Origin of the sequence: Streptococcus suis (assembly GCF_002964575.1) — a bacterium.
GTDB lineage: Bacteria > Bacillota > Bacilli > Lactobacillales > Streptococcaceae > Streptococcus > Streptococcus suis_R.
Genome location: NZ_POQQ01000089.1, coordinates 108863 through 123745, shown reverse-complemented (window position 1 = coordinate 123745; position 14883 = coordinate 108863). Strand labels below are relative to the sequence as shown.

Genomic DNA, 14883 nt, shown 5'->3' with positions numbered 1-14883 from the left:
CTCCTATTCAATGATGGGAGAAATACCAAAGGCCACTGCCCCTTCTCCCAAATGCGTACCAATGACTGAACCAAATGATACGATTGGCAAATCACTACCTACCCCTGCTTCTTCCAACTGCTGTTTAAAGTTTTCAGCTTTTTCAGGCGCATTGGCATGAATGATGGCAATTTGGTAGTGACCATTTTTCGTTTGTTCTTGAAGAATTTCTAACAAGCGCTTGATCGCCTTTTTCTCAGTCCGAACTTTTTCATAAACTTCAATCTTACCTTCACCTGTGAAGTATAAAATTGGCTTAATACTCAAGAGATTACCTAGCAAGGCGGCACCATTGGACAAGCGACCACCTTTTACTAGGTGATTAAGGTCATCGACCATAATAAAGGCTGTGGTCTTGCCAATTTCTTGGTTCAATTTGCCAATAATTTCTTCAAAGCTCTGACCTTCATCGGCCCATTTGAGTACATTTTCAACCATCATACCTAAAGGTGCTGAAGTTATTTTTGTATCTGGGAAGGCAACCGTCAGGCCTTCATATTCTTCTGCCAGATACTGGATATTTTGGTAAAAACCAGAAATACCTGACGATAAGAACAAGCCTAGCGCGTGCGTATAGCCTTTTTCTTTCAAACTTGCCAAAATGTCGTCCAACTCCATCAAACTTGGTTGGCTGGTCTTTGGCAAATCCTTTGATGAGGCCATTTTTTGATAAAATTCTTCAACGGTCAAATTTTGACCTTCGATATAATTTTCTCCGTCAATATTGACTGGAATATGTAAGACGAATAAATCTTCTCTTCTAAAACTCTCAAAATTCAACACAGCTGATGAGTCTGTAATAACTGCTAGTTTCATCCTAAAACTCCAAATTTACACCAGGGGCATCAAAGGCAATCTCTGTAACGTCATAGGTCATGCGTTTCAACATATCCAATAGTGGCTCAACTAATGTCCGTTTTTCTTCCTCTGTAAATTCTGTCGGTTCATTTACGTAACGACCTTGTAAATGAATCGCCTGGCTCATAGCACCAGAAATAACAAAATGGTTCAAAACAATGATGAAACGCAAAATAGTAATCATTGATGTTTTATTTTCTTCTTCATTGCGTTCAAGTAGTTGGAAATCAACATTTAATTTCGTTTCTGGAACCCCATTTTCCTTTTCCCAAGCATGATTGCGGGCATCAAAGTGATACTGATTGACAAATTCTTTTTCGCGAATGATTTCCATGTCTAATTTCTCCTATAAACAATACTATGCTTATTATATCACAGTTCAAGGGAGAATTGGGAAAAAATAAAAGGAAGAAGGCGAAAATACTATCTTTCAACTTCTTCCCAAAAGGTAATGAGAATTGACCTCGGTCAATCTGTAAATATGGAGGAGGTAAAACTATCCGTTAATCCGACATAGGCTTTCAAAATAGCATCTTTCAAACCTTGGCGATTAAATCCTGCTTGCTTATTCTTAGCGGCCTGATAATCTTTATCAACTGCCTCCGCCATCAGCCTACTCAGCGTTTCAATATTATCTATTGTTTCAGTCTGACCATTGAAGCTAATCGTGATGGCTTTCAGTCTATCCTTCTTATCCCAGCGTTCTTTATACATAGCTTTTTTGAAGCTTGCATAATCCGTAAATTGTCCAGCAAATATTTTTTCAAAAATAAACTGATCAGATAGTAGACGACCTGCCGCCTCAGCTTCCGCTTTTAGCTTGTCTGTTGCATAAGGAATAAAGCCTTCTTCCCAACCTTTTGCTGCTAATAGCTCCAAGGCCGTCTTACGGAATTGTAAACCACCAACAGTACCACTATTATTTTGCAAGCCTGCATAAATCGGATAATAGAGCGGTACGAAATAATAGTTCTTCAAATTTTCGCGTAAATAGTCTTGTTCCAGCAAAAGTGAGGATTTGGCAACTAGTGCATGGTCAATCGCATCGTTGATAGTGGTAATGTTCAAGTTAGCCAGTTCCTCATTACTCAATTTCCTAATACGATCATGAGTGTTTTGGTAGTTTAAAGACTGGCTGACAGTTGCTTCATTGGCTGGGACCAACTCTATCTTGTTAAAGAAGTAAGGATAAGCCTCTTTCCCCTTAGTGGCAATGGCTTGGATTTCGACTGCATCCAAGAGGTAGGTCACATCAAAGACTCCTTTTAGATAGGTTTGTAAATCCTCTTTTGTTTTGAAGCGACTACTTGAAACATTGTGTGGGGTATTTGGACTATGTTCATTCATGAAATTAAAGCCATAGTAATAAATACCTCCACCAGCTGATGACTGCAACAAGCCCATAGCATAGGATTCTGCATCTTGACCAGGACGACGCTTATGACCATCCAACATGATGGTTTCATCATAGTTATGGACCAATTCATGACTCATAGTTGAATCCCCTAGATCAGATAACATGTCCCGATTTGAAAATTTCACAAAGGTTACTGTATCTGAAAAGGCACTATCTCTTGATTGTCTATGCCATTCATTCAAGGCACCTGCCAACTCCTGAACATAGCGGTATTCCTGATCATATTTACCAGCCCACCGCCGTTTATCAGCGTGGTCTTCAAATGCATTTGAATCCTTGATCCAGTAACCATCCCAAATTTCAGTTGAGCGTTGGATAAACTTATCTCTCAGATTAGAATCTGCCATTTGATACCACATATCCAAAAAGTCACCTAATCGTTTCCCGTGTTTCGGTATCCGACCTGTCTGTACTGTCTTAACTGCTTGGTAATATTGTTCTGGATTGGTCTTTTTCAAAGCCGTATCCACATATCTTCCGTAACCACCGAAGGCTACTGTTGCCATTGAGCTCATTACGAAAATATCATCCTTCTCCTTGATATTAAGCAATGGCAAGTAGTATTTTTCATAACGTGGAATACGTCCCAAATGACTATATAGACTGGTGTCAATGCTAGAGTTTGCATTGGATGGAATTTCATAAACAAAGGCATTGGTCGCTTCTTTAAACCACTTCCTTGAATCAGTTTCTCCCAAGAACAATTTCTTATTGTATTCCAAGAAATCACGAACTGTTCCAAGCTGACTAGAGAGTGCTCCAAAACGTTCCTTATGAATAGCTGCATTATTGGCAAGTGTTAATCTGTCAAAATACATATCTTCGTAGCCATTTTGCGAAACATAGAACTGATCATCATGCTTGGTGAGTTTATCCGTAAATGACCTCAACCAGCCTAGAGTATCTAATTGACGCTTATAGAAATCCGCATGATGGAGCACAATATTCTTGATATTGGTATCTCCGTATGTAATACCATATAGCCTATTGAGGTAGGCAAGAGCGAACATAATTTTTTCTTTATCTGCCAAGAATTCTTTTTTAATGACATCCCTGACAGCCTTGCTTGTGGTATCAACTACCTGTCTATTGGCCAGCAAACCTTTGATATGGACTTCGAGATTGTCTTTGACTTCTGCAAAGGATTCATCTAAATACAAGTCTTTTAGTTTGGCGGTCTTGTCTGCAGTTTGGATATGTAAGATGTCAGCCATCTCTTGGCTGTCAAGATCAACCTGAGAAAATGCTGTCACTAGTTCATCAATGAAACTGGTTTCCAGAGATAGTAATTGTTCTGGTGTATAGAGGAGTTGTTCACCTAAGCGGTATTCAACAACCTTGGTGTTACCGTACTCTCCATTAAATACCAAAGGTAGAACTTCTGAAGTTCCATCTTCATAATGGATCAGTAATTTGGTCAAGGAAGCGTGTTGGTCATAGATATTTGTTGCTACTCCATCCTCATTCAAGGTCAGAACTGACTGGATAGGCTTGCTATAGAGATTACTCGCTTCATCAATCAAGTTACCATATTTAACAATCGTATTCCGGTCATAGAATGGCAACAACTTAGACGTATTTTCATAGGCAGTTCTTCGTTTAGCCTGAGCATTTTGAACCTGATTATAATCGATGGTCTGCACTGAATTCGACTGACTGTCGCTATTTTCCTGTCCTGTTGTGGTTGGTGTTGTTGGAATTCCCCATGCCTTGATTTTCTCTAGCACGGCTTCTTGAGAAAGGCTTGTAGACTGAATGGTAGGATTTGGTTGGCCTGTTGCATGACCTTCAACACTATAAATATTGGTTGGCATTGACCCGTGTGTAGTATATAGATTTTGTGCCGAAGCAATGATACCTCCATTGGTAACAGATACACCTGTTGCAATATTATTCAAGACAGACATCCTAGCTGTACCTACAAAACCTCCAGTATCAGCAGGTGCTGTAGCCTGGATATTTCCTGTAACATAGGCATTGGTAATCGTAGATAAAATCATATCCGAAGTGACACCACCAATTTTTTGTCCGCGGCCACTTGCTGTCTTAGCATCAATTGCCACATTAACCCTTACCTTGTCAATGGTTGAACTATTTAGTATTCCTGTAACACCACCCATATAGTAGATTTCATGGCTTGCTGTATTATTTAATCTGACATCGATGATGGAATTGCTAATGCTTGTACCATTTGTTGCTTCGTAAACCAAACCAGCAATATTTTGTTTGGCCGTAATATTTCCTGAAACAGTGACCTTATCAATGGTAGCTTTATCTGCTTTTTTTGCTAAGGCAGCTACTGCTGTTTGATCATTTACAATGGCCACATCTTTTAAGGAGATATTTTCGACCCTAGCATTCTTAAGAGTGCTGAAAAGCGGTCTATCTAACTGTAAAATCGAGTAGGCCTTTTGCCCACCTAGGCTCTTCAGACTTCCAGTAAATTCTTTGGTAACGTAGGTGTCAGTCGAAACCTCCTTATCAACAACCATATCAGCAGCTAGATAATAAGTGCCACTAGGATTGTTATTGATAGCATCTACTAATTCACTAAATTTACTGTAGGCCCCCTCTTGCAAGACAAGTTTATCAATCATAAAGGTATGATTTTCATCAAAACCATTATTATTCTGGTTAAACTTAACCAATTTTGGATGAATAATATTTACCATAATCCCCTTGTCAGCATTCTCAAAGCTATCAACTGGAAGATAAATATCTTTGTTGTTTACAGTAGAAATCTTAACAAGGTAGTTTTCTGAAGAAATTGGAGCGCTAGTCAAGGCTGTAATCCTTGTTTTCTCGCCAAATTCATCAACTTGATACAGCTCAATACTATTGTAAGATCGAAATTCCAGCAACTTATTCTCTAGTTCAAATTTTTCTGTTCTGAGCTCTTCTTCCACATCATCACTACCTAAATTATAGGTAAATCGTGTTTTTACTTCATAGTCAGTGTTCAGCAGCAAGTCGGCAAATGGAACCTTGTATAGCTCTTCTTGTGTTAGAATTTCTTTTTCTGTGACTAATTCACCCCCTTTGTATAGAGATACCATAGCCTTGACAAATGTAGAATCATTGTCTATCAAAGTATAGCTTACTTCTACACTCCTATCATCTACATTTTCTTTAAGAATTGATAAAACTAACTCCGGTTTGGTTTTAATAGGTTCTTCTGGTTCTTCCGTAACTGGAGAACTTGGAGCGACGGGATCTGTTGGGGATTCTGGAAGAACTTCGCCCTCTGTTGATGGTGGCGCCGGAGTGACGGGAGCTTCTGGCTCGTCCGTAACTGGGGCAATTGGGACAACGGGATCTGTTGGTTCCTCGGGTAGAACTTCGCCCTCTGTTGATGGTGGAACGGGAGTGACGGGGACTTCTGGTTGTTCAGTAACTGGGGCAACTGGGACTACAGGCTCTGTTGGGTCCTCGGGTAGAACTTCATCTTCTGTTGATGGTGGAACGGGAGTTTCTGGTTCTTCCGTTACTGGGTCACTTGGAGCGACGGGATCCGTTGGAGTTTCTGGAAGAACTTCGGCCTCTGTTGATGGTGGTGCCGGAGTGACGGGAGCTTCTGGATCTTCAGCAACTGGAGAACTTGGGACAACTGGATCTGCTGGTTCCTCAGGTAGAACTTCGGCTCCTGTTGATGGTGGAACAGGAGTGACTGGAACCTCTGGTTCTTCCGTTACTGGGTCACTTGGAGCGACGGGATCTGTTGGGGATTCTGGAAGAACTTCGCCCTCTGTTGATGGTGGCGCCGGAGTGACGGGAGCTTCTGGCTCGTCCGTAACTGGGGCAATTGGGACAACGGGAGCTGTTGGTTCCTCGGGTAGAACCTCATCTTCTGTTGATGGTGGGACGGGAGTTTCTGGAGCTTCTGGCTGTTCAGTAACTGGGTCACTCGGAGCAACTGGGACTACAGGCTCTGTTGGTTCCTCGGGTAGAACTTCGGATTCTATTGATGGTGGAACGGGAGTGACGGGGACTTCTGGTTGTTCAGTAACTGGAGAACTTGGGACTACAGGCTCTGTTGGTGCCTCGGGCAGAACTTCGTCCTCTGTTGATGGTGGAACAGGAGTGACTGGAACCTCTGGTTCTTTCGTTACTGGGTCACTTGGAGCGACGGGATCTGTTGGGGATTCTGGAAGAACTTCGCCCTCTGTTGATGGTGGAACGGGAGCTTCTGGATCTTCAGTAACTGGAGTAACTGGGACTACAGGCTCTGTTGGTGCCTCAGGCAGAACTTCGGCTTCTGTTGATGGTGGTGCCGGAGTGACGGGAGCTTCTGGATCTTCAGTAACTGGAGAACTTGGGACAACTGGATCTGTTGGTGCCTCAGGTAGAACTTCGGCTTCTGTTGATGGTGGTGCCGGAGTTTCTGGATCTTCCGTAACTGGGGCAATTGGGACTACGGGCGCTGTTGGTTCCTCAGGTAGAACGTCGGCTTCTGTTGATGGTGGAACGGGAGCTTCTGAATGCTTAGATATTCCCTCAACCAATGTATTTGGCAATATCAATTCGCTTGACGACTTCTGTTCACCAGCATTTGCTTCTGTTACTGTGATTGTCTCATAATTTTCATCCCCTTCTAAAATAAAACCTACAAATTCATGTTGATCTATAGAAATCACTGCTTGTGGCAAAGCTTCACCTATAGCAAGGGTAAATTGTTTATCAAAACCTGAGAGGCTACCTGTAGAAATTGCAGTCACTGAAAGACTACCTGTAGCAGTTAAAATAATCAGACTTCTAACAATTCGTTTTTTCCTATCTTTTGTAAGAGATAGACCGATAATCAATAGCCCTAAACCAACCAGACTACTTGTAAAAGTCGGGATATCTCCTGTTAGAGGCAAATTTGTCTTTGGACGATAGACCATATAGTAAGTATGAGCATCTCCAACCTGCCTTGCTGGAATGGTCGCTTGAATTCGTGCCTTCTCATCTGATGTCAGTTCCGAATAAAGGACATACTTATAGGAGATCTGTTCTCTTGCTACATTTGTATGGGCAAGAGCAGTCAATTCTGCTTTAATAGCCAAATTTGGTACAAAAAATAAGGCGGCAGTCATACCAATAATAACTGATGCAACGCCTCTATTAAATGTACGAATAGAAAACTTATTTTGCTTTTCCTTCCAAAACATATGAAGCTCCTTCGTTTGTTTCTTCTTACTTAAAAGTATAGCATATTTTTCTAATAATAAACTGTTGAAAAACGAATAAAATATTTCAATATACTATATGCGACGTTCTTTACATAATTATTTATATTTTAATCTAAATACAGCATTTTCCAGATAAAAAACCTTGCCCGAAGACAAGGTTTTAATCTTATTTAGCTTGACGAAGAGCTCCGTAGAGAATACCTGAAACTACTGCACCGATCAATACATAAAGGATGTAAAGTAATGGATTTGAAGTCAAAGCGATAACGAAGATTCCACCGTGTGGAGCCATCAATTGGATACCTGACAAACCTACCAGGGCACCTGCAAGAGCAGAACCTGCGATAAAGCTTGGGATTGCACGGGCTGGGTCAGCAGCACCAAATGGAATGGCACCTTCAGTGATGAATGACAGACCCATAACGATGTTTGTCAAACCTGAGTTACGCTCTTCTTGTGTGAATTTGTTCTTGAACAAGAGAGTTGCAACGAATACTGCCAACGGCGGAACCATACCACCAGCCATAACTGCTGCCATGGCAACAGAACCACCGTCTGCAACAGTAGCTGCAAGCGTACCGGTACCGAAGACATAAGCTGCCTTGTTGACTGGACCACCCATATCGACTGCCATCATACCGCCAAGGACAAGTCCAAGGAGAATAGCAGAGCTGCCTTCAAGACCTGCAAGGAAGTTGTTCATACCAGTGTTGATTGCTGCCATTGGGATGTTAACGAAGAACATCAAGAAACCAGTGATTGCTGTTCCCAAAAGTGGCAAGAGCAAGATCGCGTTCAAACCTTGAAGTGATTTTGGCATGTTACGCAAAGCATTGCGAAGAACAAGAACTACACCACCAGCAAGGAAACCACCTACAAGGGCACCCAAGAAACCAGATGATACACCAGCAAGGGCAAGGGTTTCTTCACCACCAGCTGCATAAGGGATTTTACCGAAAGCAAGACCGCTGCTAGCAATTGCACCAGCTACGAAACCTGCAACCAAACCTGGTTTTTCAGCGATTGAGTAAGCAATGTAACCTGCAAGAAGTGGCAACATGAAGCCAAAAGCTGCTCCACCAATCTTCATGAACATAGCTGCGATTTCGTTGTATGAACCTAGACTACCAAGGCTGTCACTTGGTACACCGAGCAAGTTATCAAACAAGAAAGCAAGGGCAATCAAGATACCGCCACCGATAACGAATGGCAACATTTGAGAAACACCACTCATCAAGTGTTTATAGAATGCTTTACCAAAACTGAGTTTTTCTGAAGATTCCACAGTAGCTGCTCCTTCTGTCGCTGTATAGGCTGATGCTTTACCGTCCAAAATGATGTTAATCAATTCTTCTGGTTGTTTGATACCAGCAGCAACTGGACGAGACACCAATGGTTTACCATTGAAACGAGGCATGTCAACAGCCTTATCTGCTGCGATGATGACACCTGCTGCATTCTTAATGTCTTCAACGGTTAGTTTGTTACCAACCCCAGACGCACCGTTTGTTTCAACCTTGATATCAACCCCCATCTCAGCAGCTTGCTTCTTAAGAGCTTCTTCTGCCATGTAGGTGTGGGCAATACCTGTTGTACATGCTGTAACGGCAACGATAAATGGACGGTCGCCACTTGGAGCTACAACCACTTCTTCAGCCGCTTTATCTGCTGCTTCAGCTGTATCAAAGACTGCAATGACTTCTTCTGTGCTAGACACACCACGAAGTTTGTCGGCAAAACCAGCTTTCATCAAGTATTTAGACAATTCAGCAAGGGCAGCCAAGTGGGTGTCGTTAGCACCTTCTGGAGCTGCAATCATGAAGAACAAGTCTGTTGGTTGACCGTCAAGACTTGCATAGTCAACACCCTTGTTTGATTTAGCAAAGAGAACAGTCGCTTCTTTTACAGCAGCATTCTTAGCGTGTGGCATTGCGATACCGTCGCCAAGCCCTGTTGTCGTTTGTGCTTCACGGTTTAGGATACCTGTTTTGAAAGCATCAAAATCAGTCACATAACCTTTGTCAACCAAGCTAGTAATCATTTCATCGATAACAGCTTCCTTGCTTGTCGCTTGCAAGTCAAGCAACATGACATCTTTTCTCAAAACGTCTTGAATTTTCATAGTGTTTCTACCTCAACTTTTTCATAAGTTTCCTTAATAAATGCGATACTTGCCAAATCGTCTGAAAAGGCTGTTGCCGTACCGCAAGCAACTCCCCATTTGAGAGCTGCAATTGGGTCTTGTGAGCGAACGTACTCGCCAGTAAAACCTGCCACCATGGAATCTCCAGCTCCGACAGAATTTTTCACTGTTCCCTTGATTGGTTTAGCAAAGTAGGTGGCTGTTGGAGTAACCAACAAGGCTCCGTCCCCTGCCATTGAAATGATGACATTCTGAGCCCCCATGTCTAAGATTTTCTTAGCGTAGGTCTCGATGTCTGCAATGCCATTCAACTCAACGTTGAAGATTGCCTCAAGTTCATGGTTGTTTGGCTTGACCAAGAGTGGCTGGTGAGCAAGTGAATCTAGAAGTGTCTGACCTTCAAAGTCACAGACAACTTGCGCTCCTGCTTTTTTCGCCACAGGAATCAGCCTATTGTAGACTTCATTTCCAAGACTAGCTGGAGCAGACCCCGCAAAGACAACGGTGTCTTCCTTGGTCAAACCTGCTAAAACCATTTCTAATTCAGCCAATTGTGTATCTGTCACAATCGGTCCCAATCCGTTAATTTCTGTTTCTTGGTCGGCCTTGATTTTCACGTTAATCCGTGTATCTTGGTCAACCTGAACAAAATCGGTATCAATGCCTTCAGCAACCAATCCATCCTTGATGAACTGGCCAGTAAATCCGCCAAGGAAACCCGTCGCTGTGTTTGGATAGCCCAAACGCTTCAAGACACGGCTAACGTTAATTCCCTTACCGCCGGCATATTTATCATCGCTCTCCATCCGATTGACACTGCCCGTCTCGACATGTTCTAAACGTACAATATAGTCAATAGCTGGATTGAGCGTAACTGTATAAATCATACCTCGATTACCCTCGTTTTCTCTTTGATGATGTCCAACAAACTGCTCTCCGAAGATTGACAGATAATGTTGGCTTTTTCAATTGCTGCAACTTTTGCAAAGGAGAAATGACCGATTTTTGACGCATCTGCTAAAACAAAGCTTTCTTTTGCATTGTCTATAATGGTACGTTTGATGGTCGCTTCTTCAATATCTGGCGTTGTAAAATAGTTTTTATCTATACCATTCATCCCCAGAAACGCCTTATCAAAATTGAGCTGTCGAATTTGTTCCAATGCCATCGCACCAACCGAAGCATCCGTAGACTGCTTAACAAAGCCACCAATGATAATGGTCTTTATCTTGCGTTCTACCAACTTCACAGCATGATGAATGGAATTGGTCACGACTGTCAGATTTTCCTGTTGAAGATAATCAATCAAGACACCTGTTGTAGTCCCTGCATCCACAAAAATCACATCGCCATCCATGATCAACTGCGATGCCCGTTCAGCAATCATTCGTTTTTCTTGAACGTTTTTGACAGATTTTTCCAGAATGGACTCTTCCAGTTGCAAATTGGCAGGTGCTTCTGCTCCGCCATGCACTCTTCGAAGTTTACCTTCATCTTCTAACTCATCCAAATCCCTACGAACAGTGGATTCAGATGTTGCCAGAATTTCAACTAACTCTTCCAGTCGGACAAATTGTTGAGCCTGAATGCGTTCTAAAATGACTTGTTTGCGTTCTGATTTGAGAATGTTCAACACCTCCTGCAATCGTTTACAAAATCCATTATACACTAAAAAATGTCATTGTCAATCATTTTCTAGCAAAATCTTTCAAAAAATGCCAATTTTCTTCAAAAAAAAGAACAATCTCTTATGAAATTGTTCCATTTTCTATCACTGATGTGATCATCTCTTTAACCATAGCCATCTCTTCTGGTCTTCCAATAGATAGGCGAATGTAGCCTGCCAATTTACCCGTTGGATAGTATTTGAAGTTCCAATCCTGTGCCAAGGCTTGTCGATGAAACTCTTCTGCCCATGGTGCCTTGAAGGTTACAAAACTCGCCTGACTTGGCAGTACCTGACAATCTTCTAACTCTTCTAAAAATGCAATCATTTCTCGGCGGAGTTTGGTAATTGTTCCAACCGTTTGAAAAACTTGGTCTTTATAAGCCAAAGCTACTGCTGCCATATGAGCGGTTAAGTTGGATAAGCTAAATGGTGGAATAACCTTGTCTAGTTCGTAAATTAACTCCTCACTTCCAACTGCAAAACCAACCCGCAAGCCTGCTAGACCAAAGGCCTTTGAAAGTGTGCGTAAGACCAAAACATTGTCATATCGTTCAAGTCGACTAATAAAGCTAGTCACATCGGCAAACTCAATATAGGCCTCGTCGATAACCAGCAAACCTTGAAATGATTGTGCTAACCGCTCCAAGTCTTCCATAGAATAGGCAACAGAGGACGGATTATTTGGATTAGACAGCATGAGAATTTTGGCATTACTTGCCTCTGCACGCGCCAACAGGCTCTCCACAGGCAAAACCAAGGTTCCATCTTTTTCAACCAGGTCAACGGCTTCAAACTGGCTACCATGCATGTGATTATAGGTTTCATACATAAAAAAGTCTGGATTGACCGTCAAGAAAGTGTCATTCTTTTCCATAAAGGTGGAAATGATCATATGAATAAGGTGGTCCGAGCCAACTCCGACTGTCACTTGTTGAGGACTTACTCCAAGATAGGCCGCATATTTCTCAATCAGTTCCGAATAGGTATTATCCCCGTAGAAACTTAGGCGACTAACTTCCAAGCTCTCCAAGGTTTTTTCTGGCAAAAATGACCAGTCAATGATCCGATTTTCATTGTTGCCCAAGTCAAATCTGGCTTTTTGTTGGATTTTATAAGGTTTGTAATTCTCAAATACCTTGCGTTTCATGACTTCTCCTTTGAACAGGAAAACACAGTCTAATCAACTGTGCTTTCTGCCTTGATTTTTTCAAAAATAGCTAATTCTTCATCTGTAAAATTGTAGTTTTCTAACAAGTCTGGTCGACGTTGATAGGTTTTGCGTAGACTTTCCTCCAAACGCCATTTACGGATATTTTCATGGTGTCCGCTCATGAGGACATCTGGCACGACCATGCCCCGATATTCGTAGGGGCGGGTGTACTGCGGATATTCCAGCAAGCCAGATGAAAAACTATCATCTGTATGGCTGACCTCCTTGCCAATAACCTCAGGAATTAAACGAACGGTAGCATCAATCATGGTCATGGCAGCCAACTCTCCCCCTGTCAGAACATAGTCCCCGAGAGAAATCTCATCTGTCACCAAGGTCTTAATCCGCTCATCATAGCCCTCGTAATGACCACAGATAAAAATCAACTGGTCTTCCTGAGCTAATTCTTCAGCATAGGCTTGGTTAAACGTTTTACCAGCAGGATCCAGCAAGATAACACGTGGCTTGGTTTGTTCAATGCTATCCATGGTGTCAAAAATCGGCTGGGCACGGAGCAGCATTCCTTGGCCTCCACCGTAGGGCTCATCATCCACATGGCGGGCTTTTTCGGCTTTTTCACGAAAATTATGGTAGTTGATTTCCAGTAACCCCTTGTCACGCGCCTTGCCCACAATAGAGTGCTCCAGCGGAGCAAACATCTCTGGAAACAGGGTCAAAATATCAATTCTCATCGTCTAGGCCCTCGAGCAGTTCCACATCGACACGATTATTTGGAATATCAATGTTCAGGACAACAGGCGGAATATAGGGTAAAAGCAGGTCTTTCTTCCCTTTTCTTTTCACAACCCAAACATCATTGGCACCAGGTTGCAAGATTTCCTTGATTTGTCCAATCAGAACATCATTCTCATAGACATCCAAACCGATAATCTCATGGTAATAAAACTCACCGTCTTCGAGATCGGTCAAGTTTTCCTCGGCGATTTTCAAACTAAAGCCCTTGTACTTTTCAATATCGTTGATATGATACATGCCCTTAAACTTGATAACATCAAAATTCTTAGCCTTGCGGTGACTAGCAATTTCCACTTCCATGACAAACTGGTCTTTATCATTAAACAAGGCCAATTTTGCCCCTTTTTTGAAGCGTTCTTCTGCAAAATCGGTCACAGATAAAACACGCATTTCTCCTTGCAAGCCTTGGGTATTGACAATCTTTCCTACGTTAAAATAATTCATGACTTCTCCATTTGATTTTCTATCCTTTTATTTTAACATGACGAGGGTATTTTCTCAATAATAAGGCAAAAAAAGAAGGAGATCGGAGGCAAAAAAAGAAGGAGATAGGATTGTTAACCTACCTCACTTCCATAAATACTTAATCTTGTTTATAATAAACCTCGTTCGCCACTTCTTCCGCTGGTGGTAGGTACTGACTGATGAATAATCTATTTTTAGTCGTATCACTTAAATCTGTTTCCCCAGTAGTCGGAAATTCGATTGCAACTCCAGCTGGAATAATTTGTAGGCTGGCACCGTACATACCAAAACGATGGCTCCCTCTTGCAATGCCATTTGAATCGATGTCACGAATGGTTAGATCACTATCTTCCTCATTAGTGATCTTGCCAGACGAATCAATAACCAAGACAGTCCCTTTGGCATTTGCCCAAGTTCCAGCAATAGTTGAGAAATCACCAGCTAACAGCCCCTGCATATCAATAGTAGGTGCAGATGTATTTTCTTGCACTGCTACAACTTTTTCCAATTTAGTCCATGAAAGCGTGCTTAAATCGACAACTGTGGCAGATGAAGGATTGGTCGCCCCTTCTGCCTGTAGGGTCAGTTGACCTGCAGTAGAGTCATATTTATAGTTTCTAAAACTACCAGCCGTTTCTAAAGAGTAACTTCCATCTTCAAGTGGCCACAGGGTTACTTTTTCACCAATCTCTGGACCTTGCTGACGGAACTGATCAACCAGTCTTATCAACTGTCCGTCATTCCCTACAGTATATAGGTCGATGAGGACAAATTGAGAACTCGTCGATAAGGCAAGAGCTAATTCATCTACACCATCTTTATCAAAATCGTTTTGGACATAATATGCTCCAGTATAAACAGTTGGATATTGTTTAATCCCATAAAGAAGACTACTCACCTCATCACGATTTAGGGCTGAAAGTTCCAATCCCAAACTTGCCTGATAACGGTCGATAACCTTTTGATAACTAGAATAATCCACCTCTACCGTCTTCGTTTCCGACTGACTTGAAGTTGTTGAACTCGATGTTGCTTGTGAACTTGATTGACTACTTACAGCCGTCTCTTGCTTCACTTCACCCGATTTACACGCAGTCAAAAGCACTACAGAAAAAAGTAATAGAAATTTCTTCATTTTCATATAACCTCCAAATA

General features: G+C 42.0%; 10 protein-coding genes. All 10 read right to left on the bottom strand.

Annotated elements, in window-relative coordinates:
* Positions 1-3: 3 nt before the first annotated feature.
* A complete protein-coding gene (locus tag C1E58_RS11520; protein WP_105210424.1) occupies positions 4-855 on the bottom strand; it encodes a DegV family protein in 852 nt (283 codons plus the stop codon).
* Position 856: 1 nt separating this feature from the next.
* Positions 857-1231 (bottom strand): DUF1149 family protein, encoded by a 375-nt coding sequence (locus C1E58_RS11515; protein WP_105210423.1) that lies wholly within the window; start codon positions 1229-1231, stop codon positions 857-859.
* 134 nt (positions 1232-1365) lie between these two features.
* Positions 1366-7464 (bottom strand): ZmpA/ZmpB/ZmpC family metallo-endopeptidase, encoded by a 6099-nt coding sequence (locus C1E58_RS11510; RefSeq protein ID WP_105210422.1) that lies wholly within the window; start codon positions 7462-7464, stop codon positions 1366-1368.
* A 187-nt stretch (positions 7465-7651) separates the two neighbouring features.
* Positions 7652-9607 (bottom strand): fructose-specific PTS transporter subunit EIIC, encoded by a 1956-nt coding sequence (locus C1E58_RS11505; protein WP_105210421.1) that lies wholly within the window; start codon positions 9605-9607, stop codon positions 7652-7654.
* Positions 9604-10515 carry a 1-phosphofructokinase gene (gene pfkB, locus C1E58_RS11500; RefSeq protein ID WP_105210420.1) on the bottom strand — a complete coding sequence of 304 codons (912 nt, stop codon included), beginning with the start codon at positions 10513-10515 and terminating at the stop codon, positions 9604-9606. Before pfkB ends, C1E58_RS11505 begins: the two co-directional genes overlap by 4 nt.
* The gene (locus C1E58_RS11495) at positions 10512-11261 is read right to left on the bottom strand and encodes a DeoR/GlpR family DNA-binding transcription regulator (protein WP_105210419.1); all 750 of its coding nucleotides are present in this window, start codon (positions 11259-11261) and stop codon (positions 10512-10514) included. The genes pfkB and C1E58_RS11495 overlap by 4 nt, the downstream gene beginning before the upstream one ends.
* A gap of 115 nt (positions 11262-11376) precedes the next feature.
* Positions 11377-12444, bottom strand: coding sequence for a pyridoxal phosphate-dependent aminotransferase (locus tag C1E58_RS11490; protein ID WP_105210418.1), 1068 nt, complete (start codon positions 12442-12444; stop codon positions 11377-11379).
* A gap of 29 nt (positions 12445-12473) precedes the next feature.
* Positions 12474-13199 (bottom strand): tRNA (guanosine(37)-N1)-methyltransferase TrmD, encoded by a 726-nt coding sequence (trmD, locus tag C1E58_RS11485; RefSeq protein ID WP_105210417.1) that lies wholly within the window; start codon positions 13197-13199, stop codon positions 12474-12476.
* Positions 13189-13707 (bottom strand): ribosome maturation factor RimM, encoded by a 519-nt coding sequence (gene rimM, locus C1E58_RS11480; RefSeq protein ID WP_105210416.1) that lies wholly within the window; start codon positions 13705-13707, stop codon positions 13189-13191. Before rimM ends, trmD begins: the two co-directional genes overlap by 11 nt.
* A 139-nt stretch (positions 13708-13846) precedes the next feature.
* Positions 13847-14869: a DUF6287 domain-containing protein gene (locus C1E58_RS11475; protein WP_105210415.1), complete on the bottom strand. Its 1023-nt coding sequence runs from the start codon at positions 14867-14869 to the stop codon at positions 13847-13849.
* Between the last annotated feature and the right edge of the window lie 14 nt (positions 14870-14883).

Coding starts and splice junctions, on each gene's coding strand:
- C1E58_RS11520 (WP_105210424.1), bottom strand. CDS start 855: ATGAAACTAGCAGTTATTACAGACTCATCAGCTGTGTTGAATTTTGAG.
- C1E58_RS11515 (WP_105210423.1), bottom strand. CDS start 1,231: ATGGAAATCATTCGCGAAAAAGAATTTGTCAATCAGTATCACTTTGAT.
- C1E58_RS11510 (WP_105210422.1), bottom strand. CDS start 7,464: ATGTTTTGGAAGGAAAAGCAAAATAAGTTTTCTATTCGTACATTTAAT.
- C1E58_RS11505 (WP_105210421.1), bottom strand. CDS start 9,607: ATGAAAATTCAAGACGTTTTGAGAAAAGATGTCATGTTGCTTGACTTG.
- pfkB (WP_105210420.1), bottom strand. CDS start 10,515: ATGATTTATACAGTTACGCTCAATCCAGCTATTGACTATATTGTACGT.
- C1E58_RS11490 (WP_105210418.1), bottom strand. CDS start 12,444: ATGAAACGCAAGGTATTTGAGAATTACAAACCTTATAAAATCCAACAA.
- trmD (WP_105210417.1), bottom strand. CDS start 13,199: ATGAGAATTGATATTTTGACCCTGTTTCCAGAGATGTTTGCTCCGCTG.
- rimM (WP_105210416.1), bottom strand. CDS start 13,707: ATGAATTATTTTAACGTAGGAAAGATTGTCAATACCCAAGGCTTGCAA.
- C1E58_RS11475 (WP_105210415.1), bottom strand. CDS start 14,869: ATGAAAATGAAGAAATTTCTATTACTTTTTTCTGTAGTGCTTTTGACT.